General features: G+C 58.4%; 29 protein-coding genes and 2 pseudogenes. 20 read left to right on the top strand and 11 right to left on the bottom strand.

The genetic code is table 11. The features are described 5' to 3' along the window. A pseudogene (locus tag YUU_RS0132710) lies at window positions 1-264 on the top strand (TCP-1/cpn60 chaperonin family protein); the annotation flags it as partial. Between the two features lie 467 nt (window positions 265-731). Here YUU_RS0132710 and YUU_RS0132705 read toward each other — a convergent pair. Then, window positions 732-2,504: a sigma-54-dependent Fis family transcriptional regulator gene (locus YUU_RS0132705; protein WP_027526130.1), complete on the bottom strand. Its 1,773-nt coding sequence runs from the start codon at window positions 2,502-2,504 to the stop codon at window positions 732-734. Window positions 2,505-2,895: 391 nt separating this feature from the next. Between YUU_RS0132705 and YUU_RS0132700 the strand changes: the two genes are divergently transcribed. The 6 genes and pseudogenes from YUU_RS0132700 (at window position 2,896) to YUU_RS0132675 (ending at window position 8,434) form a co-directional block, all read left to right on the top strand. Further along, window positions 2,896-4,371, top strand: a complete 1,476-nt coding sequence (locus YUU_RS0132700) for a benzaldehyde dehydrogenase (RefSeq protein WP_027526129.1) — start codon at window positions 2,896-2,898, stop codon at window positions 4,369-4,371. A gap of 83 nt (window positions 4,372-4,454) precedes the next feature. Then, window positions 4,455-5,555, top strand: coding sequence for an NAD(P)-dependent alcohol dehydrogenase (locus YUU_RS0132695; RefSeq protein WP_027526128.1), 1,101 nt, complete (start codon window positions 4,455-4,457; stop codon window positions 5,553-5,555). Between the two features lie 110 nt (window positions 5,556-5,665). Further along, a complete protein-coding gene (locus YUU_RS0132690) occupies window positions 5,666-6,556 on the top strand; it encodes an alpha/beta hydrolase (RefSeq protein WP_027526127.1) in 891 nt (296 codons plus the stop codon). Between the two features lie 77 nt (window positions 6,557-6,633). Next, window positions 6,634-7,014: pseudogene (locus tag YUU_RS56990) on the top strand (tyrosine-type recombinase/integrase); the annotation flags it as partial. A gap of 392 nt (window positions 7,015-7,406) precedes the next feature. Next, window positions 7,407-7,781 (top strand): hypothetical protein, encoded by a 375-nt coding sequence (locus YUU_RS59115; protein ID WP_156944632.1) that lies wholly within the window; start codon window positions 7,407-7,409, stop codon window positions 7,779-7,781. Window positions 7,782-7,921: 140 nt separating this feature from the next. Further along, window positions 7,922-8,434, top strand: a complete 513-nt coding sequence (locus YUU_RS0132675; RefSeq protein ID WP_156944631.1) for an HNH endonuclease signature motif containing protein — start codon at window positions 7,922-7,924, stop codon at window positions 8,432-8,434. On the opposite strand, the gene YUU_RS59110 is transcribed toward YUU_RS0132675, so the two are convergent. Beyond that, window positions 8,431-8,748, bottom strand: a complete 318-nt coding sequence (locus tag YUU_RS59110; protein ID WP_156944630.1) for a hypothetical protein — start codon at window positions 8,746-8,748, stop codon at window positions 8,431-8,433. The genes YUU_RS0132675 and YUU_RS59110 overlap by 4 nt on opposite strands. A gap of 45 nt (window positions 8,749-8,793) precedes the next feature. Between YUU_RS59110 and YUU_RS0132665 the strand changes: the two genes are divergently transcribed. The 5 genes from YUU_RS0132665 to YUU_RS0132635 all read left to right on the top strand — a co-directional run bounded on the left by YUU_RS0132665 (window position 8,794) and on the right by YUU_RS0132635 (window position 13,017). Next, on the top strand, window positions 8,794-9,777 hold the full coding sequence (locus YUU_RS0132665) for a hypothetical protein (protein ID WP_027526123.1): 984 nt from the start codon (window positions 8,794-8,796) through the stop codon (window positions 9,775-9,777). 358 nt (window positions 9,778-10,135) lie between these two features. After that, a complete protein-coding gene (locus tag YUU_RS0132655; RefSeq protein ID WP_027526122.1) occupies window positions 10,136-10,495 on the top strand; it encodes a hypothetical protein in 360 nt (119 codons plus the stop codon). Between the two features lie 129 nt (window positions 10,496-10,624). Then, the gene (locus YUU_RS0132650; RefSeq protein ID WP_156944629.1) at window positions 10,625-11,071 is read left to right on the top strand and encodes a hypothetical protein; all 447 of its coding nucleotides are present in this window, start codon (window positions 10,625-10,627) and stop codon (window positions 11,069-11,071) included. 305 nt (window positions 11,072-11,376) lie between these two features. Beyond that, complete coding sequence (locus YUU_RS0132640) at window positions 11,377-12,480, top strand: Fic family protein (protein ID WP_027526120.1); 1,104 nt, start codon at window positions 11,377-11,379, stop codon at window positions 12,478-12,480. A 21-nt stretch (window positions 12,481-12,501) separates the two neighbouring features. Continuing rightward, window positions 12,502-13,017: a hypothetical protein gene (locus YUU_RS0132635; RefSeq protein WP_156944628.1), complete on the top strand. Its 516-nt coding sequence runs from the start codon at window positions 12,502-12,504 to the stop codon at window positions 13,015-13,017. Between the two features lie 275 nt (window positions 13,018-13,292). Here YUU_RS0132635 and YUU_RS0132630 read toward each other — a convergent pair whose 3' ends face one another. Together YUU_RS0132630 and YUU_RS56980 are read right to left on the bottom strand one after the other, a co-directional pair. Then, the gene (locus YUU_RS0132630) at window positions 13,293-13,487 is read right to left on the bottom strand and encodes a hypothetical protein (protein ID WP_027526118.1); all 195 of its coding nucleotides are present in this window, start codon (window positions 13,485-13,487) and stop codon (window positions 13,293-13,295) included. A 167-nt stretch (window positions 13,488-13,654) separates the two neighbouring features. Then, window positions 13,655-13,894 carry a hypothetical protein gene (locus YUU_RS56980; protein WP_084801654.1) on the bottom strand — a complete coding sequence of 80 codons (240 nt, stop codon included), beginning with the start codon at window positions 13,892-13,894 and terminating at the stop codon, window positions 13,655-13,657. A gap of 801 nt (window positions 13,895-14,695) precedes the next feature. Between YUU_RS56980 and YUU_RS56975 the strand changes: the two genes are divergently transcribed. Further along, entirely contained in the window at window positions 14,696-15,769 is a 1,074-nt protein-coding gene (locus YUU_RS56975) for a hypothetical protein (RefSeq protein WP_198031869.1), read from the top strand. Here YUU_RS56975 and YUU_RS0132625 read toward each other — a convergent pair. Beyond that, entirely contained in the window at window positions 15,737-17,032 is a 1,296-nt protein-coding gene (locus YUU_RS0132625) for a hypothetical protein (RefSeq protein ID WP_156944627.1), read from the bottom strand. The genes YUU_RS56975 and YUU_RS0132625 overlap by 33 nt on opposite strands. A 141-nt stretch (window positions 17,033-17,173) precedes the next feature. Next, window positions 17,174-18,214, bottom strand: coding sequence for an AAA family ATPase (locus YUU_RS0132615; protein WP_027526116.1), 1,041 nt, complete (start codon window positions 18,212-18,214; stop codon window positions 17,174-17,176). A gap of 144 nt (window positions 18,215-18,358) precedes the next feature. On the opposite strand from YUU_RS0132615, the gene YUU_RS56970 reads away from it, so the two are divergent. Continuing rightward, window positions 18,359-19,267, top strand: coding sequence for a tyrosine-type recombinase/integrase (locus tag YUU_RS56970; RefSeq protein ID WP_084801652.1), 909 nt, complete (start codon window positions 18,359-18,361; stop codon window positions 19,265-19,267). 99 nt (window positions 19,268-19,366) lie between these two features. Further along, a complete protein-coding gene (locus tag YUU_RS59105) occupies window positions 19,367-19,513 on the top strand; it encodes a hypothetical protein (protein WP_156944626.1) in 147 nt (48 codons plus the stop codon). A 96-nt stretch (window positions 19,514-19,609) separates the two neighbouring features. Here the strand turns inward: YUU_RS59105 and YUU_RS0132605 are convergent, their stop codons facing one another. From YUU_RS0132605 to YUU_RS61565, 5 genes are all read right to left on the bottom strand, one after another. Beyond that, window positions 19,610-20,923 (bottom strand): type II toxin-antitoxin system HipA family toxin, encoded by a 1,314-nt coding sequence (locus YUU_RS0132605; RefSeq protein ID WP_027526115.1) that lies wholly within the window; start codon window positions 20,921-20,923, stop codon window positions 19,610-19,612. After that, entirely contained in the window at window positions 20,923-21,174 is a 252-nt protein-coding gene (locus YUU_RS0132600; protein WP_027526114.1) for a helix-turn-helix transcriptional regulator, read from the bottom strand. Before YUU_RS0132600 ends, YUU_RS0132605 begins: the two co-directional genes overlap by 1 nt. Window positions 21,175-21,496: 322 nt before the next feature. After that, window positions 21,497-21,775: a hypothetical protein gene (locus YUU_RS60450; RefSeq protein WP_027526113.1), complete on the bottom strand. Its 279-nt coding sequence runs from the start codon at window positions 21,773-21,775 to the stop codon at window positions 21,497-21,499. Window positions 21,776-22,071: 296 nt separating this feature from the next. Next, entirely contained in the window at window positions 22,072-22,422 is a 351-nt protein-coding gene (locus YUU_RS61570) for a Fic family protein (RefSeq protein ID WP_027526111.1), read from the bottom strand. Window positions 22,423-22,533: 111 nt separating this feature from the next. Next, window positions 22,534-22,758, bottom strand: coding sequence for a hypothetical protein (locus tag YUU_RS61565; RefSeq protein ID WP_245288164.1), 225 nt, complete (start codon window positions 22,756-22,758; stop codon window positions 22,534-22,536). 171 nt (window positions 22,759-22,929) lie between these two features. Here YUU_RS61565 and YUU_RS0132575 point away from each other — a divergent pair, with 171 nt between their 5' ends. The 5 genes from YUU_RS0132575 (at window position 22,930) to YUU_RS62835 (ending at window position 25,938) form a co-directional block, all read left to right on the top strand. Continuing rightward, window positions 22,930-23,832 carry a DUF927 domain-containing protein gene (locus YUU_RS0132575; protein ID WP_027526110.1) on the top strand — a complete coding sequence of 301 codons (903 nt, stop codon included), beginning with the start codon at window positions 22,930-22,932 and terminating at the stop codon, window positions 23,830-23,832. Between the two features lie 85 nt (window positions 23,833-23,917). Next, window positions 23,918-24,460 carry a hypothetical protein gene (locus tag YUU_RS59095; protein WP_156944625.1) on the top strand — a complete coding sequence of 181 codons (543 nt, stop codon included), beginning with the start codon at window positions 23,918-23,920 and terminating at the stop codon, window positions 24,458-24,460. Next, the gene (locus YUU_RS0132565; protein ID WP_027526109.1) at window positions 24,457-24,843 is read left to right on the top strand and encodes a hypothetical protein; all 387 of its coding nucleotides are present in this window, start codon (window positions 24,457-24,459) and stop codon (window positions 24,841-24,843) included. The genes YUU_RS59095 and YUU_RS0132565 overlap by 4 nt, the downstream gene beginning before the upstream one ends. Window positions 24,844-24,958: 115 nt before the next feature. Then, window positions 24,959-25,264: a hypothetical protein gene (locus tag YUU_RS0132560; RefSeq protein ID WP_027526108.1), complete on the top strand. Its 306-nt coding sequence runs from the start codon at window positions 24,959-24,961 to the stop codon at window positions 25,262-25,264. A gap of 8 nt (window positions 25,265-25,272) precedes the next feature. Next, entirely contained in the window at window positions 25,273-25,938 is a 666-nt protein-coding gene (locus YUU_RS62835; RefSeq protein WP_084801651.1) for a VRR-NUC domain-containing protein, read from the top strand. Window positions 25,939-25,988 lie beyond the last annotated feature (50 nt).

Here is a 25,988-nt window from a genome sequence, read left to right as displayed (position 1 = left end):
TCGGTGATCGTCGGCAAGATCCTCGAGAAGGATCAGTACGCCTACGGCTTCGACTCGCAGACCGGCGAGTACGGCAACCTCGTCACCAAGGGCATCATCGACCCGACCAAGGTCGTGCGAACTGCAGTCCAGAACGCCTCCTCCGTGGCGGCGCTGCTGGTCACCACCGAGGCCATGGTCGCCGAGCTGCCGAAGAAGGCCGCTGCAGGCCCCGCCATGCCTCCTGGCGGCGGGATGGGCGGCATGGGGGGCATGGACTTCTGATCCAGCCGCCTCACGCCGATTCACGAAATGCGAAAACCCCGGCAGCAATTGCCGGGGTTTTCCAATTGGGGCGCACTCGCATGCGTCGCTTTGGCCTGATAGGCGCTTTGTTGATCGGCAGCCCCTGGTTTGGAGCTGGAAACCCCAATATCTAGATCCAGGCTGGCCGCGCGCGGTCACAGCGATAGCCTCCCCGCGGGGCACACCTGGCACAAACGCTGGGAAGGAATCGTGACAGAGCCGGCCAACCCTGCTGACACTCACTGATGCGGTGATCCGCAACGCCACGCTGACGCTCAGCAAGGCGCAACATCATCTCCACGGCGTCAAGCTGCCCGACTTCGCTCTGCGCATGCGCGCCACCGGACTTGGGTTTACCTCTTCACCAAGCCGGGGGTGAGGGGGGACCCAGCGCAATGCGGCTCACCAGACGTCGCCGGCAAACCTGGGAGGAGAATGACCTGTCGCTATGGTCTTAGGCCAAGACGGCGAAGTCTATAGTCGAGTTTTGGTCTGCTAATCTTCAAAAGGCGCGCGGCGGCCGACACATTGCCGTCCGTCTGGGCCAGTGCCGAGCGATAGGCCGCGACCTCCATCTCTGCAAACGACTTGCCTGGCGACGATGCGCCTCTGCTGACCGAGGCGGTGCTCTTGTCTTCAATTAACGGCGCGCGTCCGAGCCGCCCTTCACTTGTGAGCTGGATTGAGAATGGCGGGAGCAGCTCCGAGCCGCTGAACAGATGACCGATATCTATGGTGCCGCCCTCATCCGCATAGACGACACCGCGCTCTATCAGGTTCTGCAGCTCGCGTATATTGCCGGGATAATCGTATTTGAGCAGTGCGTCGGTGGCGCGACGGCTGAAGCCCATCAGGTGCCGGCCGTGCCGCGCGCAATAGATGCCGAGGAAATGCGCCATCAAGAGTGGGATGTCGTCGCGCCGCTCCCGCAGCGGCGGGATAGCAATCGGGAATACGCAGAGCCGGAAATAGAGATCCTGCCGGAAACGGCCGGCCGCGACCTCGACGGTCAGATCGACGTTGGATGCCGCCACCACACGGACGTCGAGCGAGATGGTTTTCGTGCCACCGACGCGTTCGACCTTGCGTTCCTGCAGCGCCCGCAGCACTTTGCCCTGCGCCGAATAGGTTAGCGACGCGATCTCGTCGAGAAACAACGTGCCGCCGGAGGCGCGTTCGAAATAGCCCGCGCGCGAGGCGATGGCGCCGGTGTAGGCGCCTTTCTCCACGCCGAAAAGTTCGGATTCGACGAGCTGTTCGGGGATCGCCGCGCAGTTGATCGCGACGAAAGGACCTGTGCTGCGCCGGCTCATGGCGTGCAATTGGCTGGAGAACAGCTCCTTGCCGACGCCGGATTCGCCGACGAACAGCACGGTGGCGTCGGTCGCGGCGACGCGCTCGAGCTGGCGGCGGGTGCGGACGAACGCAGTCGACACGCCGACCGCGATGTTATTGTTGTCGCGTGCGGGGGCCGGGCTTTCATGCGCCGCAACCGGAGCGTTGACGACGGTGTGCACCGAACGGCTCTTCCATTCCAATCCGAAATAGTTGCGCTCAGGGGCATCGTCGCCCCAGGCGTCCGCATGCTGACCAACGATGATGCAGCGGGGCGCTCCCATGCCGGCGCATTCGATCTCCCGGAAGATTACCGGACTGCCGAAAAGCTTGGTGGTGTAGCCGGATGGATAGCCCACCTGCATCCAGCAAACTGGCTCGGTCGCAAGGCCGTAACTCGCGACATGTTCGGCCGCCTCAGATGAATCGTCCCAATAAAACTCGCCGAAATAAATGCCCTTGTCGCGGTCGAACTCGAAATGCCGCGTGGTGACCTTGACGAAACCCTCCAGCGTGTGAACGCGCGGTCCTGCGGCGAGCGCGTGGGTGAGGTCCTCATTAGGAAAGCGCTTTTGAATTAGGGCCGCATCCCGTGTGCCCTGCATACAGCCAACACGCATGAACAGCGCCTTGGCAGTTTCAAGACCGAATGCGTCGATGATCTCCGTACGCAGGCGGCCGAGTACCTGCGACTGCATCAGCACCATGCGCTGGTCATTAAGCCAGATGCGCCCGTCGCCGAGCGCGAAATGCAGCGACTCAGCGAGATCGTTGAACGTCGGAGCCGCGCCGGTGTCGAGCTCGCTGCTGGCGCCGCGTGTGAGAATGCGGGCGGCGCGGCGGGACGCTTCCGCCAGTGAAATCCGGGAGTCATGCTCCGCCATCTGAGCGTCAATCTTTCATGAAATAGTGAAACAGCTGTTGAGGATTTCATTATTTCAGGAAAATCGCACGATGGAAGGCCTATGTCGTCGGAGATGCAAATATATTTCAATTTTCGCATAAGTATCTGTTTTGGCTTTGTTATTTTCATAAATCGAAGGTCGTCCTGGGGGGTAGATGTGAGCTGGCACCGGTCTTGCTAATTGCTGAACCGTTCGCGGGAGGAAGCGAAGCAAGAAGACCGACCTACGGTCTCGACCATGTGTGCGGCACGCGCCACGGCCGCGCGCGTGCAACAACCGTCTTGCCCCTCTTTCTCCCCAGGACGGCAAGCCGCGGTCGCAACGACCGCACAGTCAATCGATCCGCACGAGGCGGAGGGAGAATATTTCGATGAACATGCAGGCTCGCGATTTCATTGCCGTCGAGCGTTGGCGCGGCAAGGCGTTTCTCGGCGAATGGTGCGCAACTGACGGCGGCGTGATGGAGATCAGCGAGCCGGCGACGCGTACCGTGCTCGGTTCGGTCGGCATCGCCGATCCGAAAGACATCGCCAAGGCCGCACGCGAGGCGCGCCAGGCCCAGCCCGCATGGGCTTTGAGGCCGCCGCAGGAGCGTGCAGCTATCCTCAACAAGGCGGCCGATCTGCTTGAACAGAATGGCGAGGAGCTAATCGGTTGGATTATGCGCGAGAGCGGTTCAATCCAGCCCAAGGCTGCGATCGAGATCGAGCACGGAGCGGCCTTCGTGCGCCATGCAGCGGCGATCGCGATCGAGCCCAACGGGATTATTCTGACGTCGATGGAGCCGGGGCGGTCGAACACCGCGAAGCGCGTGCCCCATGGGGTTGTCGGCGTGATCTCGCCGTTCAACTTCCCCCTGGTGCTCTCCATACGGGCCATTGCCGCGGCGCTCGCAGTTGGCAACGCCGTGGTGCACAAGCCCGATCCCCGCACCGCGGTGTCCGGCGGCATCATCATCGCCCGCATTTTCGAGGACGCAGGCCTGCCCATGGGCGTGCTGCAAGTGGTGCCGGGCGGCGCGGCAGCGGGTGAGGCGATGTGCGCTGATCCCAACATTGCAATGATCTCCTTCACCGGCTCGGCGGAAGGCGGCAGCAAGGTGGGCGAGGTCGCCGGCCGCCATCTCAAGAAGGTGCAGCTCGAGCTCGGCGGCAAGAATTCGCTGATCGTGCTCGACGATGCGAATATCGATGTCGCAGCGTCCAACGCCGCCTGGGGCGCGTTCCTGCATCAAGGGCAGATCTGCATGTCGACCGGTCTCGTGCTCGCCCATGCGAGCATTGCCGAGGCGTTGGCGACCAAGGTCGCCGAGAAGGCGCAGCATCTGCCCGCGGGCGATCCGTCGTCCGGTCAGGTCGCGCTCGGCCCAATCATCAGCGACTCGCAGGTGACGAAGATTCAGGCGATCGTCGACGATGCGGTTGCGAAGGGCGCGCGGCTGCTTGCCGGCGGCGGTCACGACGCCCGCTATTACCAGGCAACCGTCCTGGCCGACGTGAAGCCCGGTATGCGCGCGTTCGAGGAGGAGATCTTCGGCCCAGTTGCATGCCTCGTCAGCTTCGCCACCGACGATGAGGCAGTCGAGCTTGCCAACCGCTCCGAGTATGGCCTCGCCGCGGGCGTGATCTCCGGCTCGGTCGCGCGGGCGCGAGCTGTCGGCGATCGCCTCGCGGTGGGCCAGCTCCACATCAACGACCAGACCGTCAACGGCGGGCCGTTTGCGCCGTTCGGTGGGCGTGGCCGTTCCGGCAACGGCAGTCGCATCGGCGGTCCGGCGATCTGGGAAGAGTTCACGCAGTGGGTCTGGACCTCCGAGAAGCCGGAGGCGACGCCCTATCCCTTCTGATGCGTTTCGCACATTGCACTGCTTCCGGCGCCTTTCGCGCCGGAAGCCATCCGTCTTGCAACGACTGACCTCTGGAGACCAAGATGAAGATCCGTGCCGCCGTCGCCCGCGAAAAGGGCACACCGCTGAAGCTTGAAACCATCGACCTCGAAGCACCGCGTCCTGACGAGATTCTCGTCAAGGTGAAGGCCACGGGTGTCTGTCATACCGACCTCGTCGTCCGCGACGGCATGCTGCCAACGCCGCTGCCGGTCGTGCTTGGCCACGAAGGCGCGGGCGTCGTTGAAACGGTCGGCGCCGGGATCACCAAGGTGAGGCCCGGCGATCATGTGGTGATGACCTTCAATTCCTGCGGTGCGTGTCCGAGCTGCCAGGACAACGCGATCAGCTACTGTCATGAATTCTTCCCGCGTAACTTCTTCGCCGCACGTGTCGACGGAACAAGCGCGCTTTCGGCGGACGGCGCGCGGATCAACGGCAACTTCTTCGGTCAGTCGTCGTTCGCGACTCACGCGATTTGCCACGAGGTCAATGTGGTGAAAGTCGCATCCGATGTGCCGCTCGAGCTGCTCGGGCCGCTTGCCTGCGGCGTGCAGACCGGCGCCGGCGCAGTGATGAACGCGCTGAAGGTCTCCGCAGGAAAATCCTTCGGGGTGTTCGGATCGGGCTCGGTCGGGCTCTCCGCGCTGATGGCAGCGCAAGTCGTCGGCGCCACCACGATCATCGCGGTCGATACCAATCCGGTAAGGCTCGAAGTCGCGAAATCTCTGGGCGCGACGCATGTGATCGATCCGCGCCAGACTAATGCGGCCGAAGAGATCATGCGGATCACCGGCACCGGCCTGAACTTCGCGCTCGATACCACGGGCCTGCCTGTGGTGATCCGCAACGCCGTGGAGAGCCTTGGCCCACGTGGCGCGTGCGGCATTCTCGGCGCGTCTGGGCCCGATGCGGAAATCGTGCTCGACGAGACGCATTTCATGAGCGCCGGCCGCCGCCTGATCGGCATCGTCGAGGGCGACTCCAATCCCGACGTCTTCATTCCGGTGCTGATTGATCTGTACCGGAGCGGTCGCTTCCCGTTCGAGAAGCTCATCAAGTTCTACACGCTCGATGAAATCAACGCTGCAATCCACGATTCCGAGACCGGCGCCGTGATCAAACCGATCGTGCGGATGAACTGAACGCAGGTCATTCGTAGCGGGCGAGGGGCGGATTTGGCCGGCATCTCGTCCATCCTAGATGGCAACCGACCGGTCAACCGGCACGCCGTTCACTGTCCGATGGAGGAAACATGTCCAAGCAGCAACTCGCAGCGATTTTGCAGATGAGCGCGCAATTCCCGCCGCCGGCCGACGGTAGTCCGGCGGACATGCGCGCGTGGTTCGAGGCGATCAACGCACAGACGCCGATCTCTGACGGCGCCGTGATCGAGCGGGTATCGTCAGGTCCCGTCGGCGGCGACTTGATCCGCTATCCCAATTCGGACGGCGGGCGCCTGATCATCTATTTTCACGGCGGCGGTTTCTTCTTCGGCTCGTCGCGCTCGCACCGAGTCGTCGCCGCCAATCTCGCGCGCGCAGCCGGCTGCAGCGTTCTCGCCGCGGACTACCGGCTCGCGCCGGAACACCCGGGGCCCGCCGCGCATGATGATGCACTCTCCGTCTACAAATGGGCGTTGGAGCAGGGCTTCGCGCCATCGGCGATCTGCCTTTCGGGCGACTCTGCGGGCGGCAATCTCACGATATCGACGGCGATGCGTTCTCGCGGCGAGGGGCTGCCCAATCCGGGTGCGCTCGTGGTGATGTCACCGGCGCTCGACTTCACTGGCGAGAGCGAGTCGTTCCGCACCATCGCCGACGCTCCGCTGCTTACCCCGCAATTGATGGAGCTTTTTAAGCACGTCTATTTCGGCGCCCAGGTGCCGACATCGCCCTATCTCGCGCCGTTGAATGGCGACCTGTCGACGTTGCCCCCGACCTTGATCCATGTCGGCTCGTGGGAGCTGCTGCGCGACGATAGTGTGCAACTCGCTGATCGGCTGCATCAGGCGGGTGTTTCCGCCGAGCTGAAGATCTGGGACGGCATGTGCCACTCCTGGCAGCTATTTGCGCCGATGCTTGATGAAGGGATGGCCTCGATCGAAGAAGCAGCGGTCTTCGCGCGCGAGCGCCTATCGCATTGATCCATCAAGGGAGCACCTGGCGGAGCATCTCCCTCGAATCGCAACTCGAACCGAATGTCGGTATCGATGGTTGCGCCTCACCGAAGACCGGTGGCCAGACGTCGGGCTTTCACCAAGATGGTCAACCGTTTGGTCAAGGAAGCGGGTGTTGCCAAGTTCACCATGCATGACTTAAGGCACAGCTTGCGCACCATTATGTCACGCTGCGGCTACAACAACGAAATCCAGCGGATGTGTGGCGGGCAAAAGTCAGCGGAAACGATCAAGTCTACAATCATGACAAACGGTGAATCATCCGCAAGATGGAGTACGAAGCGGCTCATGACTACATCGCGAAGTTGGTCGGCGCGATAACGGTCGGCAAGGTCGTGCGCCTGCAGCGGACGAATCCACTCGACCTCATCAAGGCCGAGCGGCTCGACCGTCTCCGCGAGCATTATGCGGCTCGGACGGCTTAGTGGCCTTATCGCATCTGGCCAAATAGTCGCGCACCGCATCGACACGATAGAGCGGACGGCCGTCGACGTAGCGCCATTTCAGCGGGTGGTTCGGATCCCGCCGCCACTGCTCCAGCGCGCCGGTGTGCGCCGGATGATTGCGGCTGCTTCTAGTGCCGTCAAATTGGAGCTGCCTGGCAGCGTATCGATATCGAACGTCGCGGGCGGCGGTCCTACGCCGAGGTTACCGGTCGCTTTGCTGCAGACTATGCCGCCAACCACCAAGAGCCAGAGAGCGTTGCTCTGATGGCAAAATCAAGAACGGCGCGGCCTTCGATGACCTTGACGGCGCAGAGCGGTACCGACTCGGCGTTTGGTTCGATACAGGCCTGCGCCGAGACTGCGCGGTCGCTTTGAACAACTGGTACAAAAGCTTCCGCTGCGAAAGCTGGACCAAATCACGACTTGCCAGGGTCCATACCCTTCCGATCATTGACCCGCTAGGCCAAGGTCGATCGCTCGCGTTTCTTCCCTACCTCGCTCATCCAAGGCGACGTCTGCCCAACGGCCAGCTTGAGATACGGGATGCGGCTGTGGCTGCGGACGCGGTCCCGATCAATATTCCCTTCGTTCAACAAGAGCCTTTGGTCATCGGGCATTGGGATGACGGCAAGCTCGTGCTTTGGGAGGGAAATTTTCGTGCAGTGCTTTTTGCGCGCACCGCTGATCCCAAGGCAGAGGTTCTGGTCTGGGTGCCCCATGACGACAGCTGGCCTGTGAAATCCTGACACGGTGTCATTCTTGCCACGCCGGGCGGCACCTAATGCAATGCCACTGGCGTGCCGCGCTAAGAGCATCCACTGCCAATCTAGACTTCCTGGGAGGCGGTTTATCGGCTAAGGCGACGCTCGCGCAGGTGGAGGAGTTCGTGCGGACGCCCATTCCAGACGATGTCGCGACCGAGGTGCTATATCAGCACGATCGCACGTGTTGCGTTTGCAACGAACCGGGTAAGGCTATCCAGATACATCATATCGACGAAGATCCATCCAATCACGATCCGAACAACCTGGCGGTCCTTTGCCTTCAAGATCATGAAGAAACCCAGATACGTGGCGGCTTTGGCAGGAAGCTTCGCGCGCTCGATGTGACGAAGTGCCGTGATGAATGGACGCGCCGCGTGCGTGAACGTCGCGCCGAAGTTGATAAGATCGTCATCGAGCGGCTTGCAGCCGTCCGCGTGGAAGAGCCGACGCCGCCTCCGGTGGCACCCGAGCGCAAGCCGTTTAGGTACAGACCGTCAGCGAAGATATTGGCGCTCTACCTGCAGAAGGTACCTGATATTCTTGCCGTGGCCTACGCCAAGGCCGATGACATCACCGCTGAGGAAGGCGATACCGCTCGGCACGGGCAGCAGCGCAACTTATCGTGGGCGTCTTAGAGCAGGTTTTGGTTGAACTGTCTCATTGGGTTGATCCCGAGCACTTCGATGGAAAGCCGCCGCGAGATTTCTACAGCGGGTTCATCGCAGGCCGGAATCAATGGAATCGCATTCTCGTTGAACCAAAAGACTACGGCTATCGGGCTCGCACCGGCACAGTCGAAATGCTGGATAGTACGATCGTCGACGCTCGGGTAGCGATTGCTAGCTTGGTGACCGCACTGACCAAGGCTTATCTGAAGGCGTTTGACGTCGACGACTGGACCTCGAAATTGCCCCGACTTGCTCGGTCCTGAGTACAGTCCGATCAGCATTCCACCGCCTCATCAGGGCCTCCGCGAATGTGTTAAGGTGAATCCATGGCCAAGCGCGACGAGTTTACGTTTGATTTTCTGACCGGCGATGAGGGGGACTTCATGGAAACGCTCATGAAGGAGCATGAGGCCGTGCCATGGGCCAAGCCGCTGGTAGACGACATCAACGCTAACGGAGGATTGAAGGGAGAGAACAAGGCGAAGTTGTTCGAGCTGCGCTTCGGCCACAGCGTGCACAAGGCCGGCATTCAGCCTCGCTACGAAACAGCAGGCGAAGGCGAGTCCACGCTTGATCTCGGCTTTACGTGCGGCGGCCGTGATTTCCTCGTCGAGATGATGCGATTAGAGGAGACCAAGGCGGTTCGGGACGCCACCTCGACTAAGCACTTTGGAGATGGCGCAGTGCTGGTTAGCCGAAACCTAAGCACCACCAATGAAGATCCCAAGCAATCCGAAGAAGGTGAAACGCTTAAGGCCGTCCAGCGCTTCTGCCAGAAGTTTGAAAAGGAAGGCAAGCCTCACAAGTTTCCGCCAATTACATCAGCCACGCACGTGCTGCTCGTGGACTTTCGCACGTTTCTCAACGGAGGGGACGAGTGGGACCGCGTGCATGTAGCACTTGGCGGCGAGTGTGTGCGCCCCCCTTTCAATCGTCGCCATTGGCAAGGCAAGCTGATCAGCGGAGTATTTAGCACCACCACTGACATGAAGGGGGCCGCCCAGGCCCGCGAGCGCTTGCACTTCATCGGATTTGTGAACGAGCGATCCTACGCGGATGGCTCGTTTGGGCGCGCCATCCAGTTCATTGCCAATCCACTCCTGTTCAAGACCCCCGAAGATGCCCGCGCGGCATTGGCAGGCTGGCCGCTCGGCCAGCCAAACATCCTGAACGCACCCATCAGGAATGTCTCCGTGAAGTTGATGAGACTAGCTGATGCGATGTCAAATCTCACGGTGGGCGAAGCGGCCGAGCTTTCGAAGCTGCTCAAGGCCAAGTGGAATATCTCCACTCCCGGTGCGGGTGGGTGATGAAGGCCGCTGCCTATCTCCGACATAGGTAGGATGTGCGAGCTAACGAACAGAAACGGTTAGGCCACTCAGAGCGGTTGCGAGTTGGTGAGCCTCCGCGAGGCCCGTGCCTTCGGGGAGATGGAAAATGATTTGCTTGGAATCAAGACCGATAGACTGGTCCGTATTGATCACGACAAAGCAAGGCTCGCCGGGATTGCGCTCCTTAACCTCGGCTTTGAATTCTGATGAGGGCATTTCCCACCTGTGATTCGGAGATCGCAATTTGCCTAACGATATCCGAATTTCGCCACGCCGTATTGATAGGAATCAGGTCTGGTGAGAAGCTTTCTAGCGGTAACGAGACGAGGAAAGGAAAATGCACGTCGAGTGGCACGGTGGCCCCCCTGACCTTCAGGCGGCCTTCACGCAGTTTGTACGTAAGGTTCTTCGCGGCCGTTCGCTCGACGACCAGAAGGATGTTGAGGCGAGGCTCGGCAAGTTTCCGGACTTTGCCTGTTTCCGCGATCTTATTTTGCTTGAGATGAAGCATCTTGAGGCTGAGCAGACTGACCGGTTGAACGAAGTCTACCAGTCCAAGGTCGATCCAGCGGAAGCACCAGTCTTCTACGGAAGTAGGTCGATCGATAAGGATCTCGACAAGCTGAGCAATGTTGAGGATATCCGAGCGGCACTTTCCAATAATCTTTCGCAGACTATCGAGACGGTCCTGCGCTAAGCAAACTCGCAGTTTCGGGATTACCGGGCGCGTAATCCGCGTAAGAACTCATTTTCGGTTTGTGTGTTGTTGAACTCACAAATTCCCGAATTTAGCCCGCAAGTGGTCCTCCACTCGATTCACCGGAAGATGAAGACGGGTAGCGCGCGTTTTCCACATATCGATTCTGTCGTTTACATCTCGGAAAAGCATGTCCAGCGCCTGCCTGATGGTCGGCTTGCTTTCGGGCTCGGGATCTTCGAGGCAATTGCCTTGGAAGAGCAATATTGGAAGGCCGGGCTGCTCGATCTAATCGCTAATAGGTGGGCTCACTATAGAACCCGCACGCCTGTCGTTTACAAAGGTATGGACGAAGGTGAGTTTGACACGGTTTTCGATGTGCCGAAGCAAATGCGGCGGTACGAGGCATGGAAGCTCGCCTATAAGCGAAATCCTTACCTACGACCACTTACGGACAGCGCTTTGAGGGTGCACTTCCATCGGTGCGTTGCCCTAAATTCTTTGTCGTTCGTGAAAGGAGGCTGGCCGAAGCCGCCGGATGAGTTCACGCGGACTCATAATCCAGCGATTTGGTGATGCCATTGATGAGATAAACGAACGTGGCCTGGACATGCGGGAATTGAGCCCAAAGCTGATGTCCGAGACGGAGAGGGAAAAGGCTTATCTTGGGTTGCCCCAGGAGTTGGTCGAAATGCTCCGGCCCCAAGGGGTATGAGGGATGGGCAAATTTTGAGGTTCTTTCCGGGTAAAAAAGACTAATGATTTTAGTGTCTTAGGATAATATGAAGGGAATGCAGTGTACATTCTCATCGCAAAATGACGAGAATAGCATTGCGGATGACGAGATTGCGCGCATAATCTCATCAAAGGATGCAGAGATTATGAGCCATATTCACCAACTAGAAGGCTGGCCTGACTTCTCATGGCAGACTGACGAACTCACCGAAAAGCTGGCCGCTGTTCGCCACAAGCAGGGTCGCCTAATCGGCCGTATGGAGCAGCTGGGGTTCAACCTTCGTGCAGAGGCTTCTCTTCAAACTCTGACAGAAGAAATCGTCAAATCTAGCGAGATCGAAGGCGAGAAGCTGGATCGAGATCAGGTCCGCTCATCCATAGCTCGACGTCTTGGTATGGATGTCGGCGGGTTGCCGTCTGCCGACCGCAACGTTGAAGGTGTGGTCGAGATGATGCTCGACGCAACTGAGAAGTACGAACAGCCCTTGACGAAGGAAAGGCTGTTCGGTTGGCACGCTTCGCTGTTTCCCACCGGCTATAGTGGCATGAGCAAAATCAAAGTGGGTGGTTGGCGGGACGATAAGTCAGGGCCGATGCAGGTGGTATCTGGCCTGATTGGCAAGTCTAAGGTCCATTATGAAGCGCCTGCTGCCGACAAGCTCGAAAAGGCGACGGAAGACTTCCTTGCCTGGTTCAATAACAGTGGCTCGCTTGATCCCGTTCTCAAGGCGGCCATTGCTCATCTTTGGTTTGTCACCATCCACCCGTTCGAGGACGGCAATGGCCGTATTGCACGAGCAATTGTTGACCTCGCGCTGGCCCGGTCGGAAGAGAGTAGGCAGCGCTTCTACAGCATGTCAGCTCAGATCCGCAAAGAGCGGAATGGATACTACGACATCCTCGAAGCGACTCAGAAAGGTGATCTCGATATCACGGATTGGCTGAAGTGGTTCTTAGATTGCCTGGATCGCGCATTCGATGGGGCCGAGGAAATCTTAGGGAGCGTGCTACGCAAGGCTAGCTTTTGGGAAAAATTCCGCGAACTGGCACTCAATGATCGCCAGCGAAAGGTCCTCAATCGTTTGCTCGATGGCTTCGAAGGAAAACTTACTTCATCCAAATGGGGTTTATTGACGAAGGTTTCACAGGCGACAGCTTCGCGCGACATTGACGAATTGGTTGCTTGGGGGGTTCTTAAAAAAGACGCGGCGGGTGGACGTAGCACGAGCTATTCTCTCGCAGAAGGCTAAATGGTCTGGACGAGGCAGCGAATGACCGAGAACCGGAGCCCACCGGCAGTTCCGCCAAGCGTTGTTGCAGCAATAAAGGCCTTTGAACATGCGTCAAAGGTTAATCCGAAGATTTTTCCAGCTATCGACGCGACCGCTTTTGCCAAGATTGGCAAGGATGCGTTACGGGTCTTTCCCGCTATTCAAAAGCAAATGGCAGAGCAGCTCAGGTCCTGGGCCGAGCTGCATCAGCGCATTCAGGCGGCTGTGCAACCACTGCAGCAAGAGTTTGCACGGGTGGCGGAGAGCGTTCGGCGAGCCTCTGCCTATCTTGAGAGCTTCAGGCTCTCACCGGAATTTCAGCGTCTTGCAAAGACTCTCCTCGTTGCCGGACAGAGAAAAGAAGCGCTTGATCGTATTGGTTTGCTTCCTCATGCGTCGACCCCATTCCAAATTCTAGACGATGCCGGGGAAGACCTGCGTGAGAGGGTGGAAGCTTACTATCGAGAAAACTGGGATAGTATTAATCAGGAGTCTCGTTCCGACTCCGGGCATTAGCCCTGGTTTTCAAGCCCTCCCGTTCTCGGCACAGATCATTCAACTTGGCACGCATGCGTGGCTGCAGGAGTTCGGACGAGGCGGTCAACAGGATCGCGTGCGAGAGCGTGGCGAGACAGACATTAATCTGTGGCCGTGAACGCAGCGCTTCGGTCCCTTACACGGCGGCTTCCGACTGGCCATCTACCATTTAAAGTCAGCTACGTGTTCAAGCGTCCGTTTCGTGGGTTCAGGCCAGGAGCGTCGATTTGCCTCGATCGACGATAGAGTTCTTCCTAATGTTTGCCGAAATCTCGCGCCTTTCGCATGTAATAGCCCTGCTTCTGAACAGCTAATCTGATCTCATGACTAACGCCGATCACCCTTGTCTTCTTTTTTCGCCACTTCGCCAGTGCATCCGTGACAGGCAGCGGAGCTCCCTGGGGAATAACCAGCAGATCATGTTTGTCGTTTAGGTACACATCGAACATGTCCGGCCTTTGGCTGAAATCTTGGCTACGCGAACAAGCGCGTTCATTGGACTTTTCGCTCAACTTGCCAACGACCACGTGTCCCGAGCGATCGAATGCGACAGGATTCAGTTGCGATACGCTCGTAAACGCAAAAGTCCGACTTTCGCCGGACTTCGCTTGTGACGCTATTTTGGCTTATGGTCAGCGTAGACAATCAGACGCCACCGGATCGATCCTTGCGAGGGGGTGTGCGCGTGATGTCCTTGCGGCGGCAATACGTGATCTGCTGCAATACCGATCTCGCGATGACAGCCCATGCACCGGTAAATTCCGGCATGGCGAGCTGCGGCTCCTGGCCCGTAATCCTGATCAAAAGCTTCGCTGGAAGATTGTTGCAGATAGTTCGCGTCTTTGTAAGTAGCCATTTCACTTCTCTTGACCGACTAATCTATGGACCAAATGAAATTTGTTTTCGGCGAGCAAACTCCGTACGAAGCGAACGATCCTGCCGGCACCCAACGCGAAGACTGCTTAAATTGCTTCTCCACGGTGCGTGTCGTGTAGTTGCTGCCGCGCGCCCTCCCGTCCACCGGAGCGGCGACTTTAGTCCTATGATTGGGATCGCATCGTGCGTTTTTCGGCCATCCTCTGCAGCATTTATGCGCCACCTCACGTTCGATTGCTCAGACGTTGAAGCTCCTGGACCTTCGAGTGCGCGGAAAAAAACGGCGGGCAAGCGATTGCCGCGACCCTGCCACAGGTCGTGAGAGCGGGACCGGCGTCCAGACTTCACCGGGTCAAGGGGGTCTATGATCCTGATTCCGTCCGCCCCCGTCCCAGTATCACCCAAACGGGCGCATCGAGTGCGCTGTCATGTTTCTTGCTGAACGTAATAGATGAGAAGGCGCTCGCATCCTGTACGCGGCGGGTGTTGACGCCGTGTTGTATCCGCCGCAAACGTTACATTCCGGAAAATGGCTTGTGCTATATCGGGCCGCGGATTGATGGCCCGCCCAAGCTTATTGCACCTGGAGGAAACACCCGTGGCCAGCTCCAGCTGTATAAAATGACCACAGTCTTTGTGACCAGCGGTTGTTCTATTGCCTTTTCTTCCCGGGTTACTAGTATTGGGACTTTCGGGGCAACCAATTCGGGGCTCCAACAACACATAACTCGGAATTATGCATACTAGAGATGACTCTCGCTGGGGGCGCCTTGAGCAAGAATTGAGCGCCACGCTCAGAAATTCGGCCAACACACACCTCTCGTTCGTATGGAATGAACCTGAGGAAAACGCTTTGGCAATCGACTACAAATGGCACTCGATTGTTGCCGAGTATCTGGATGATGGTGAGAAATCTGAGCTGTTAGCTGGCTTGCGAGACGCTGGATTTGCGGTCACCGTCTACGATGGCGAACGTGCATCCCTGCGCGCTGTGCTTAATGGAGATTGGCGGGCAATCCCATACTCAGACAAGTACGTATTCAATACGACAGGTTCAGGAACGGGACGGGCCAGGACTAGCTTAGTCCCAGCCTTCTGCGATCTCTGTCAAATCCCAATTTGCTCGGCTGATGGCCTAACGGCGGCGCTCCTAGAAAACAAGTTCTATACCTTTCGGCTACTGGAATCCCTGAACTTCCCCGTCCCCGAGAGCTGGTTGTACGATCTGCAGTATGGCTGGCGGAATGGAGCTCCTGAATCGGGCGTGCGTGTCATCTGCAAGCCGTGCTGTGAATCATCGAGCATCGGAATCGATGAACAGAATGTTTTTTCTTACGATGACTCGAAACTCGATTTCCTGCAGCGCATGTCGTCTGCGTTTCGCCAGCCCATCCTCGTTCAAACATTCATACCAGGCTACGAAGTAGAAGTGCCAGTATTTCCATATCCTCGCGCGACCTGCCCGGCCGCGGTCGGCATCGAGACAAGCAAACAAAGACTGCTCGGTGAGGCGATTCTAACGAACGATATTGTTCTCGGCGGCAACTATGAGTTTTACGACTTTTCGGATCCGTTCCCAAGTTGCGCTGAGGCATTGAAATTGACTGCGGAGGCGGCTTACGCCGCGCTCGGTCTATCAGGGCTGGCTCGCGTCGATTTCCGGGTCACTTTAGGACAACAAATATTTATAACGGATTTCAACACGCCACCCCACCTCACTGATCACAGCTCGTGTTCGTTTTCCTTCAGAAGTGCTGGCCTTCGTCATTCAGACCTAATGGCGGCTCTTGTGACAATTGGTAGATTCAATTCAGCTTCCTTGTCAGAAGCTCGACCAAATTTGGATATCACTTAGGAAAACACCACGTCGAAAAGTTTTGCCTCGATATCGAGGATTGTTCGACGCTATCGCATTAAGGTACCTATCCCATGCAGCCTGATCGGACGATCCTCGGTCATCGAAAAGAGGAGTCAGGGCCTTATGGCGCGCCGCTAGTTCAGAGCGACAATTCGGTGCAAGACGATCTATCAGACATTCACACTTGGTCCACAATTCCTTTCCGGAAACGTCTCCCTTAAGGTGGAGCGCAATAGCCCGGTTACTTTCTGACAAGAAACGATAGTAGGGATCAATGTCCGGTGTAGATTGGAGCCGATCCTCATTTCGTGCAAAGGCATCTAGCGCCGACTCCAAAGCGCCGCCGATGATCTCGAAGCAACCTATATTTGAATGGATGATTAAGTCGTCATCGAGTTGAGGAAAGCGGGACAATAGCTCCTTCAGGGACTGAACAGCATCGGCAGGCGAGACTTGATCGTTCAGAACCGCTGCGACCAAAAGATTGTTGGCTGCCGCCCATTGGGCTGGAAGCCTTATTGTTGGATACTCTCGACAGATTAGCAGAGCTCGCCCGGCGTCCTGGATTGCCTCATCAAACGCCGAATTTGTGATTGCGTTGCCGGATTTGTTAGTGAGGCAGATGAAATACTCGTACAGGTCAGTAAAGCCCTTATTCGCTAGCTGTCTTTCGTAGTACTGACACGCCTGTCCGATCCGGCGTCGAGACACCTCCGCGGTGCTGTGCATCTCGCTCAAGCAAAGTAGCCGTTGCAGCTGTCTGTCTGCACCACGATCGAACTTTCCTCTTACCGCTAAAGAACCAGCAATTTGTCTTTCAGTTCGCCGGGCGTCATCGAACCGCCCTAGTTGAACGTGCGCGAGCAAGAGCAGTAGTCGCATTCGGCACCAAAGCTCGGGCTCTTCGTCCTTCAGGTCATCCCATTCATCTAAGATCCTGCGGGCCTCGTCACTCTGCGACTCTCCCAAATCCTTCAGCATAGCTTCGGCAACTACATAATCTTTTTCCGCGCGAAGGATACGATCAATCCCATCGTGGATAGCCGATAAAACTAACAATGCATCACGAAAATTACCCATCGCGAGTTGCAGATGAGCTTCGCGCATAGCATCAAGGTAAGCCTGAATATCAGACCCGACATCGGAAATGCCCGTGATGGTTCTGGTCGTCTCCTCGCTTTCGGCTCTGCCAGAGCGCCAGTCAGCCAATACCCCTTGGCAATAGGCGACAATTGCTCGCTCCGGCTTGTCCGCGTCCACCAGGCTAACGCACCTCGAATAGTAGTCATAAGGACGAAGTATTCTGAGGCAGTCGCTATATTTTGCGCCGTACTCCGACTTGCGTTCCAGCACGTACTTTAGAAAATAGGACCTGACGATCTCGTGTGAGAAGCGAACTATTTAATTTTCTGTTTCCACGAAGCCAAGAGCGGAGGCTGCGCGTAACCATTTTCGCAATGTCGGAGCATCGATGCCGGTTAGGCAAACGAGCTCTTCCTGAGTAAAGCTGCGGCCAATATGTGCAGCTGAACACATCAGTGAAAGTAGCGTCTTTGGCTCCGGTGCGGAGTGCTCCAGACGCTTTTGGATCACGTAGTGCAAGAGATCCGAGTACTCTGACGAGCTAATTTCTCCAAAGGAGAGGGTTCTCATTTCTTCGACAATGAACTTTGCAATGTGAAGATGACCTCCACTGCATTCGTACAACAGTTTGACTGCAGCCGGAGGCAAGGTCGTTGTTAATCCGAGGGCCTTCAGAACGTCTGAAAACCTTGCACTAGTACAATATCTCAGGCTGGTCGCAGTCATCGTCGCGGTAAGCGAATTAATGCGATCAGCGTAGGCGGCGGTAATTGCCGCATCCGTATTTAGTACTGACAAGAGTCCGATGTCTTCGCTATGCGAATTCGGATCGAAGATCGCAGTGTTAAGTATCTCGTCGATAAGGCCAAGCGTATTTTTGTCAAAGTACTGGATGTCGTCCGCAATCAATAAGACCCTATGGCGCTTGCGCAATCTCGCAAGCATCGAAGTGAACTCCCTTGGAGCATCTGTAGATTGAGCATCTTTCTCCCCAGTAACCGCGCTTGGCAGCAAGCTCACTAGAGTCTTAGCAGTCGCCCGTCCCATCGGAAGAAAGTCTTCGGCGAGGCCGCCAATCAGTTTGGCACCCTTACCAAGCAGGCGACTAATACTTCCTGTTTGCAGGGCCGACCGAATTGGGAAGTAGCTTTCTTCGGTACGACCCGCGTCTCCCCTCAGCCAGACTATGCTGCAACCGGCGTCAGCAATGTTTTGAGATACAGCTCGAGCAAGGGTCGTCTTTCCTGTCCCGGACGGTCCTCGGATCACTAAGCGTTTTGCGCCCTCCTCTATGAAACGCTTTGTCAATAAAGGAACCAGGTGGTCGAAACCGAGCAGTTCGGAGAGGTCGGCGGTCATGCCAATCTAACAATAATTCCGAGTTATGTGCTCTGCGGCCAGCCGATTGAGACGGCGTTTACCATGAACGAATTCGAGTCCATCCCAATCCCGAGTATCTTGCGATAGAGACAGACTGCGTGATGTGAATGGAGTGTGCTTGTGATGCTGATCAGCACAGCAGTCGCCGAGTACTTGCGGTATTGTGCGGTTGAACGTCAGCTCTCCGCGCATAGCCTCGAAGCGTATGCAATCGATCTGAACGATTTTCATCGGTTTGTAGGCTTGGATCGTTCAGTGGAATCGGTGGCTAGTGCGGATCTTGGGGCGTATCTCGCCGATCTGTTAGAGAAGCGAACGCTTTCGATTTCAACTGCGCGTCGACGCTTCGCTTGTCTGCGAACATTCTACCGCCGGATGGCAGCTTCGGAAGGCGTGACAAATCCGTTCAATGACTGGCGCCTAGAACTTCCACGACGAAAAGGATTGCCCAGCTGTCTCTCGCGGACCGAAGTTCGAGGAGTGTTGTCAACCCTGGCAAGCGCGTGGAGAGTATGCCCCTCATCGCCGGCGCCGCTTCCAATCGCGGTTCGGCTGATGATCGCTACCGGGATAAGGGTTGGTGAGCTCTGCAAGATACTCGTTTCCGATGTGGCTCCGGAGGGGACGCGCGTCAGGATTCGAGGCAAAGGAGCAAGGGATCGACACGTGTATGTCTCTGATGCCGTGCTTCGGTCCGAACTCGTGCAACTCCTCGAGAGCCGTGCAAAGCAACCGACTAGGGACGCGCACCTTTTTGAGAACCGACGTCGGCGGCCAATGCGACCTCAGTCGGTTCGCGTTGCGCTTCGTCGCCATTCTGAGGTGTCAACCAGCGGGCGCCGGATTACGCCCCACATGTTACGTCACACGGCTGCAACTCTATTGATCGAGCGCGGTGTGGATATTCGGTTCGTTCAAAAATTGCTTGGGCATTCTAGCATCTCAACGACCGAAATTTATACCCACGTGTCGGATGAAGCGCTCCGAGTCAGCTTGGAAAAGGCTGACGTCCTGGCCAATTTGGCAGCATAGCCGGTCGAGCAGACGTCAGTAACTGAGCGAAAGGAGCTCTGGAGCGGAAAGTAGTTACGGCGATAGAGCGTGATCTGAGGCCGGCAAACTGGACCATTTTTGGCTAGAGTTTTTCGCATCGATTCCCCGGCCCTGAAGAAGCCGGTGGCCGATCTCGGCCTCGACAAGCAGATGCTGCCGCCCGAGATCGTCGAAATCTTCCATCCCTATTCCGATGCAAGATGGGACCGAGGTGCTCGCCTATGACCATGTCGAAGCCTTCGCCGAAAAATTCAGGGCGCGGGCCGAGCACACGCGGCCATGTGATCTCGATGATGTCGTCAATCTGTACCGCAGTGCTCGCTATCGCACTTTCAATGTACCCATGCGCTGCATAGCGGCGGCTTTCACGGAAGCGTGAATTGCCTCTGGAAATCCCTTTGGCAGCTCGCCTTCGATTTTGGCGAAAGCAACTTCAGCGGTGGCAGCTACTACTTCGATTGAGTCCTGTACCAGCTTTTTCGGTACGCCCGCTGCTTCGCCCGTCTGCACGAAATGCCGGCCCTGCACTTCGCCAATTCTGTGGTGGTTGTTTGTCCCCACAGACATTGCGAGCTTCATCTGTTTGCGTTGGATTTGGCCGGTGTCGAGGCTAGGTTGTGCCGTGAGCACGTCGTAGAGCGGTGTCAGGTGGTAGCCGCCGCCGGGCGAAAGGAAGATGCTGAAATTCTTCGCATGGCCGTCGGTTGCGCCAATTAGCCAGAAGAAAAGTTGCGCCCTGAGCAGCGTCGCCTGATCATCGGCTGGCGTGTCGCTACCTTTGAGCAGATTAAGAAGCTTTACCATACCGGGGCCGCCGTCGCTCTGATATTTGCGCGTGGGTGGGACTGATAGGGCCTGACAGCAATCTTCCTGCGGCAGGCGGAGCAGACGGCCATCTCTCGTCCATCTCCGATCAAAGCGCTCGATTACCAGTGCCGTCGTCTTGCCGAAGGTCGTGATCTCCGCCCTGTTCACTGGAAGACCGAAAGACTCTGCTAACTTGAGACAGTAATATTCATTCTCGACGCTGTTCGAGAGATCGATGCCGTTCGGCAACTCCCCTATCTGCGTCTTGAAAATATGAGTTGTCGGAGTGGTGCCGTGCGGCTTGAGCCAGTTGCTGCCATGCTGCAGGAGCGCCGTCTTCTCCTGCGCGCCTGCCACAGAAATCCGGAAATCATCATCGCGCGTCAGCCCGAGCGGAGCCTGGGCAAGCCCTTTGAGAAGCTTTTCGATCGCCTCGTCGTCGACGACCTCGCCGGCGACAGTGTGACCATCGCCATGGCGACCATCTTCGTTGTCGCCGACGAATTGCAGAGCGCCGACGCAATCCCTGCCTATGGCCGCGAGCAGGCGGTAGGCGTCAGTCCCGGCGGCACCGACCTTTTGCGCCACACGGCGGCGCAGCGCATCAGAGTCGGGGAGCAGATTATCGAAGACAGCCGCGACGGTTTCACCGCGGAAGGCATCCTCGCGCAGCGGTAGCGAGACCGAGACGGGTAGGGCATGCTCCCACCCGAGCCAGTCGTCCTCGTACCGGAATTCAATAGCGCCAGTTGCCGCCTTACTAAGGCGGCCGACAAGGCGGTCGTTGATGAGCACACGCAGCGGCTCATGGCGAGGGCGGCGCGCCATCAGAAGACGTCCTCAATGTCCGCGGGGCTGGCTTTGCCGCGGGTCACAATCCTGAATTCAAGGTCGAGAGCGGCGAGAACGACGAGGATGGTCTCCAGCCTTGCCGCCGGATTGCCGGTCTCGATCAGGGAGATGGTCTCTTGCCGCACTCCCGCGCGGTCGCCGAGTTGCGTCTGACTGAGGTCGCGCTTTTTGCGGGCGCGGCGTACCAGATTGCCTATCTGCTGTGGTGTCCTTGCTAAGTCGGTCATGAGTTTCTCCGACCTCTGTATGCGTCAAATCCGATAAAATCACAATATCGGATTTGGCGCATAAAGCCGAATTATGTGCTAGATTACATAAAAGTGAATTATCGGATTTGGCGCATAGGCGGCATCCCTCGCGATCTCGCGCCGGCCGCTGGTCTATCACCTTCTCTAAGCGGCGCAGCGTTCCACTATGAAGCGGTTCAGCACTAAAAGTGCGCATCCGATTGCAACGAGCGCAAAACCTGCCCAAGCCGGGGGATTTGGATCGAAATATCAACCAGTTTCGGAAGCGGACTATATGTCCAAGGCCTACTGTCTGCTCAGATCACAACCTGAAGCGAATGTCGGTATCGGTGGTTGTGCCACCCGCAACCAACGATTCTCTTGCGAAAGCAAGACGCTCAAAACCTCGGCTTCCGAAAGGGACGTCGGGGTTTTTCTTGTTCGCAGCGAACCGGAGGATCGCGGCCACGTCGCCGCGCGGCACGATCGCCAGCTCGGCCTCGTCAGGCACAAGCGTCACTTCAGCCGCCTCGGCCTTGTCGTCCTCGCTGTGCAGGCTCTCATAGAGCGCAGCGATCCGTTGGCGGTAGATCTCCGCCATGTTCGGATGCAGGAGGGGCGGTCGCTCCTCCACGTTTGCCAGCAGCTAGGTCAGTTCTGCCTTGGGCTTCAAGACCACCAATCTTATCCTTGAGCTGAGCGCCGGGGACACCATCCAGGATAGCTTGGATCGCTCGATCCAAATCCCGCTGGAGCGATCGGCGCGCGTTTCCTTTTCGCACCAGATCTCCATACGTCGCTGGAGTTCAGCGGGCGCGAACAGCGACTCCATGAAGACCACCTGGTCCACGCAGCTTGTGAGGAAGAACGTGCAGAACTCTATTACGCCAGCCTGAGTCAGGTTACCCCGACCGTCGAGGTCTCCACGGCGGGCTCGTCGGCGGCTTGAAGCGCTGCCTTGTACTTGTCGACGGCGCGAGCCAGGCCACGCGAGACTGACCAGAGGCTGGAGCCGATACCAAGTACTTTGAGGAAGGCGTGCGAGAACAGCCGTGCCACGCGTCCGTTGCCATCCGCGAACGGTTGAATCCACAGTAGCCTGTTGTGTGAAGCCGCAACTCCGATGATGCGCTCGATCTTGGGCAGCTTCTCATTGTCGTAAGCGGAAGCGAAGCGGTCAAGCAAAGGGCCGAGATCATCGGGAGCCGGGGCGAAGTGGTGACCGACCTCGACGTGGATCTGTCCCAAGTCGCCGGGAATGACCTTCTCTTCCTTCGGGAGGCAGTTGTTGGCAGAATTCCTTATGGACCCAAAGGACGAACCCCTTTGATGTCGAGGGGGAGGGGGCTCGTCCAAGGTCTATCTTCCGCTGCACATCAATGTGCGCGCGGGCTCAAGCTGAAGATTGCGCTTCTTGGGTTCGGCGCTGTAGTCACCTGCCAGCGCGCGGTCGATGTCGATCGGGTGGGTATGATGCCCCTCGATGAGGTTGCTGTAGTAACAGTTCATCGACCGGACGAGGTCGCCGATTCCCTGCTGGATTAACGGGGTGCAGGCGGCCAGCCAAAGCGTTGCTCTTGGCAACCAAGTCAGTTGCGAGGTCGGAAAGGCCCTTGTTTTCCTCGGGGAGGAGGGGCTCCATAGTGGTGGGAAAGGCCAATTTTGCCGCTTTCTGTGTCGCTTATAATGTATTAGAATCAATGGTTTATATAAGAAGTAATCCTTGAAATTGCCGGGTATTTTGCCGTTTGGCGAATGCAAGCACTGACCCTCGACGAGATTTCGCAGGCGAATGCTCGCGAAATGGACCAAGTCGTCTACATGCTAGCCAACAACGCCGGCAAGGCGCGGGCGAACCGCGAGGGCGGCTCTCGCCGGCAGCGTAACTGGCGCACGCTGTTCCTATCTACCGGCGAAATTAGCCTGGAAGCGAAACTACTCGAGGCAGGCCAGCGCGTGCGCGCCGGTCAGGACGTGCGCATGATCGGACTGGCGGCAGATGCCGGGGGTGGACGGGGCGTCTGGCAAACCCTGCATGGCTTTTCATCCGGCGCGGCGCTCTCCGACCATCTGAGCGCGGCGTCACACACATACTGCGGCACGGCCGGGCGGGCCTATCTGGAACAGCTTGCGCGTGAACGGGGCGCCGATCCAGACGCGCTGGTTTCTACGCTGCGTGCACTCTGCCAACGGTTTTTGGACGAGCATGTCCGGCCGGGTGCCGACGGCCAGGTGCGCAGTGTCGCTAAGCGGTTGGCGGTGACCGCCGCCGCCGGCGAATTAGCCACTGCTTACGGCATCACCGGCTGGCCCGAGGGAGAAGCACTGAATAGGGTAGGCGCCTGCATCAAGGCTTGGCTGGACGCGCGCGGCGGTGCTGGTGCAGGCGAGGACATGCGGGCGCTGAAGCAGGTCCGCGCCTTCATCGCCGCACATGGTGCATCGCGCTTCGAGCGCATCGACGACGACGATGACGACGACCGCCCGAAGGAGCAGCGCGTCATCAACCGGGCAGGCTGGACGCAGCTAATAGCTGGCAAACGCGAGTATTTGATCACCGCGGACTGCTGGCGGGACGAGGTTTGTCGTGGACTGAACGCCGCGCGCGCGGCCAAGGCGGTGGACGAGGCAGGCTTCCTGCTGCGCGGCGGCGATTGACGCCGACAGGCCCTGCAACGCATTGAAGGTCACGGCCCGGTTCGCGTCTACGTAATCTCCGGCACGATCTTAGAAGGCGGCGACGATGGCGAGTGATGCTTTGCGCCGGTTGGCCGCGCGTTTCGGTTCAAGCTCTGCCAATTCTGGTGGTTACACTGGTTACAGTGGTTACAATGCTGAAAAGCCTGGGGTTTCCTGTAACCAGTGCGTTCCGTGCGACTGGTTACAGTGGTTACAACGCGGACCTGCTGTAACCAGTGTAACCAGTGCCGAAAATGCAATGGTTACAGAGAACCCTCGCCTTTCCAAACCTGTAACCACCGTAACCACTGTAACCACTGGAAAAGTTCTAGCTGCAGCGAGGCCCGCGGCCGAGCCCGAGCCGCCGGCCCAGCCAGACGAGTGGGGCTTAAGCCAATACACGATCCGCGATCTTGCCCGCTGGTACGAGCAGGAAGGCGACCGCCGCCGCCTCGGCATCGGGCTCGATCAGGCTGCTCTTGACCGCGACCTGCGCCGGCGACTGGCGGAGCTTGGCGTATTCCCCGAGTTCATTGCGATCGAGTTCGAGCGCGTGATGCAAGTCGTGTTCCCGGGAAGCCAGCCGATGGAGGAGCGAAAGCCATGAGCATTTTTGATCCCGGCGCGCGACGCGGCGATGGCGGCCGCAATGACGCCACACCACGCCCGGGCAGGCTCACCCTGCCGCCACGCCCCGGCACACTCACCGCTCAACGGCTCAAGGTCAGCCTCACGCTCAATGCGACCGAGCTGCTCGCCGTCGCCGCCCCCGAGGGCAAGCCGCGCATCACCTTGCGTATTCGCCTGCCGGAGCGCACACTCACCGTCGACATCGCGGCGAAATCATTGCGTAAGACGCAGACAGCGATCCGCGATGTCGGCGGTGACAACATCGCGCTCGTGCTACAAGGCCGCCTCATCGCCGGCGATGTGATCGCCGAAGCCGGCCTCAGCGCGCGGCCGAGGTCAGCTAAACCCGCAAACTCATGATGCGCACGTCGGCAGGTGACGATGGGGCACGCTTGGGCTGTAGCGACGAGCGCGTGCGAAACACGCGCCGTCGCTACACCCAACGTGGCCGATCTTTTGTGGAGAAGGAGGAGACATGGCCGTTTTGAAAGTGAACCAACAAAAGCTGACCGAGACCATCAACGCGGTTCAATGGACGGCGCGCGGCGACGATGCCGAGGCGGCCACCGAGACCCGAAAGCGGGCGCGGCAGTGTGGGCCTGATGCCGTCGCCTTTCTGAGCTTTGTTGTGAGAAGCGATGGCTTCGCAAGCGTCACCCAGCGCGTACGCGCCGCTTCGACGTTGCTGGAAGTCGGCGAGTTTCTCTCTAGCGAAACCAAGTCAACCGGATTGTTCCGCGACGCCGAGGAAGCCGACGCCGACGGGCGCGCTACGAGCTAACCCCGGCCATGGCGCGCCGCGCGGAGTGGCAGCAGCAGGTGAAGCTGGCCTCCTTGCTCGACAAGTGGCTCGACCCTGCCTGCACATTTGCCACGGCGACCGATCCTGTCGCGCCTAGTGCGCTGGCCGGCGCGATGCGCAAGAAGCGTGGCGTCAAACCCGGCGTTCCGGACACACTGGTCTGGTGTCATTACACGAAGCCAATCGGTATCGAGATGAAATCGCCGGGAGGGCGATGCAGCGCATCGCAGCGGGCGACGCGCGAGGCGCTGATGCGGGCGGGCGCCGAATGGTGGGAATGTCGCTCCGCGCACGCGGCGATGTGGGCGCTCCGCAAGTCGGGCGTGAGGTTCCGCGTGATCGTCCACGACGACGGCACGACGGAGCGCTGGCGACAGCCCCGGCTAGCGCCCTGGGAGGTGCCGCGCCGTGATCCTGCTGAGCCGCGACCCGACGCGCCGGATGTGGTGGCGCAGCGACGCGCCTCACGACAGCGGCGGCGGGAGCGGTTAGCCGTGCCACAAGACCCCGCCGCGTGCTCTCGAACCTCGTCACGAACCGGTACAAACCGCGGCGCTAGGGACAGCGGACTGAGGCACACGCGCACTGAGACTATGCGCGCCCTGCGCAAAATGAATGCTGGACGTAGTAGCGGCGGGCGGCCGCTTACGTGATGATGACCTGCTCCCCCGCAAGGCCATATGGTGCCCGAAAGATTGAGGCA

This window comes from Bradyrhizobium sp. Ec3.3, assembly GCF_000472925.1.
GTDB lineage: Bacteria > Pseudomonadota > Alphaproteobacteria > Rhizobiales > Xanthobacteraceae > Bradyrhizobium.
This window is presented reverse-complemented; position numbering and strand designations above follow the sequence as displayed.

Coding starts and splice junctions, on each gene's coding strand:
- YUU_RS0132655 (WP_027526122.1), top strand. CDS start 10,136: ATGCACGTCGAGTGGCACGGTGGCCCCCCTGACCTTCAGGCGGCCTTC.
- YUU_RS0132615 (WP_027526116.1), bottom strand. CDS start 18,214: ATGACCGCCGACCTCTCCGAACTGCTCGGTTTCGACCACCTGGTTCCT.
- YUU_RS0132575 (WP_027526110.1), top strand. CDS start 22,930: ATGCAAGCACTGACCCTCGACGAGATTTCGCAGGCGAATGCTCGCGAA.
- YUU_RS59110 (WP_156944630.1), bottom strand. CDS start 8,748: ATGCTGATCGGACTGTACTCAGGACCGAGCAAGTCGGGGCAATTTCGA.
- YUU_RS0132665 (WP_027526123.1), top strand. CDS start 8,794: ATGGCCAAGCGCGACGAGTTTACGTTTGATTTTCTGACCGGCGATGAG.
- YUU_RS62835 (WP_084801651.1), top strand. CDS start 25,273: ATGGCGCGCCGCGCGGAGTGGCAGCAGCAGGTGAAGCTGGCCTCCTTG.
- YUU_RS0132690 (WP_027526127.1), top strand. CDS start 5,666: ATGTCCAAGCAGCAACTCGCAGCGATTTTGCAGATGAGCGCGCAATTC.
- YUU_RS59095 (WP_156944625.1), top strand. CDS start 23,918: ATGGCGAGTGATGCTTTGCGCCGGTTGGCCGCGCGTTTCGGTTCAAGC.
- YUU_RS60450 (WP_027526113.1), bottom strand. CDS start 21,775: ATGGCGGAGATCTACCGCCAACGGATCGCTGCGCTCTATGAGAGCCTG.
- YUU_RS0132560 (WP_027526108.1), top strand. CDS start 24,959: ATGGCCGTTTTGAAAGTGAACCAACAAAAGCTGACCGAGACCATCAAC.
- YUU_RS0132700 (WP_027526129.1), top strand. CDS start 2,896: ATGAACATGCAGGCTCGCGATTTCATTGCCGTCGAGCGTTGGCGCGGC.
- YUU_RS0132630 (WP_027526118.1), bottom strand. CDS start 13,487: ATGTTCGATGTGTACCTAAACGACAAACATGATCTGCTGGTTATTCCC.
- YUU_RS0132640 (WP_027526120.1), top strand. CDS start 11,377: ATGAGCCATATTCACCAACTAGAAGGCTGGCCTGACTTCTCATGGCAG.
- YUU_RS0132605 (WP_027526115.1), bottom strand. CDS start 20,923: ATGGCGCGCCGCCCTCGCCATGAGCCGCTGCGTGTGCTCATCAACGAC.
- YUU_RS0132635 (WP_156944628.1), top strand. CDS start 12,502: ATGACCGAGAACCGGAGCCCACCGGCAGTTCCGCCAAGCGTTGTTGCA.
- YUU_RS56970 (WP_084801652.1), top strand. CDS start 18,359: ATGCTGATCAGCACAGCAGTCGCCGAGTACTTGCGGTATTGTGCGGTT.
- YUU_RS0132565 (WP_027526109.1), top strand. CDS start 24,457: ATGAGCATTTTTGATCCCGGCGCGCGACGCGGCGATGGCGGCCGCAAT.
- YUU_RS0132705 (WP_027526130.1), bottom strand. CDS start 2,504: ATGGCGGAGCATGACTCCCGGATTTCACTGGCGGAAGCGTCCCGCCGC.
- YUU_RS0132600 (WP_027526114.1), bottom strand. CDS start 21,174: ATGACCGACTTAGCAAGGACACCACAGCAGATAGGCAATCTGGTACGC.
- YUU_RS0132650 (WP_156944629.1), top strand. CDS start 10,625: ATGAAGACGGGTAGCGCGCGTTTTCCACATATCGATTCTGTCGTTTAC.
- YUU_RS56980 (WP_084801654.1), bottom strand. CDS start 13,894: ATGGCTACTTACAAAGACGCGAACTATCTGCAACAATCTTCCAGCGAA.
- YUU_RS0132695 (WP_027526128.1), top strand. CDS start 4,455: ATGAAGATCCGTGCCGCCGTCGCCCGCGAAAAGGGCACACCGCTGAAG.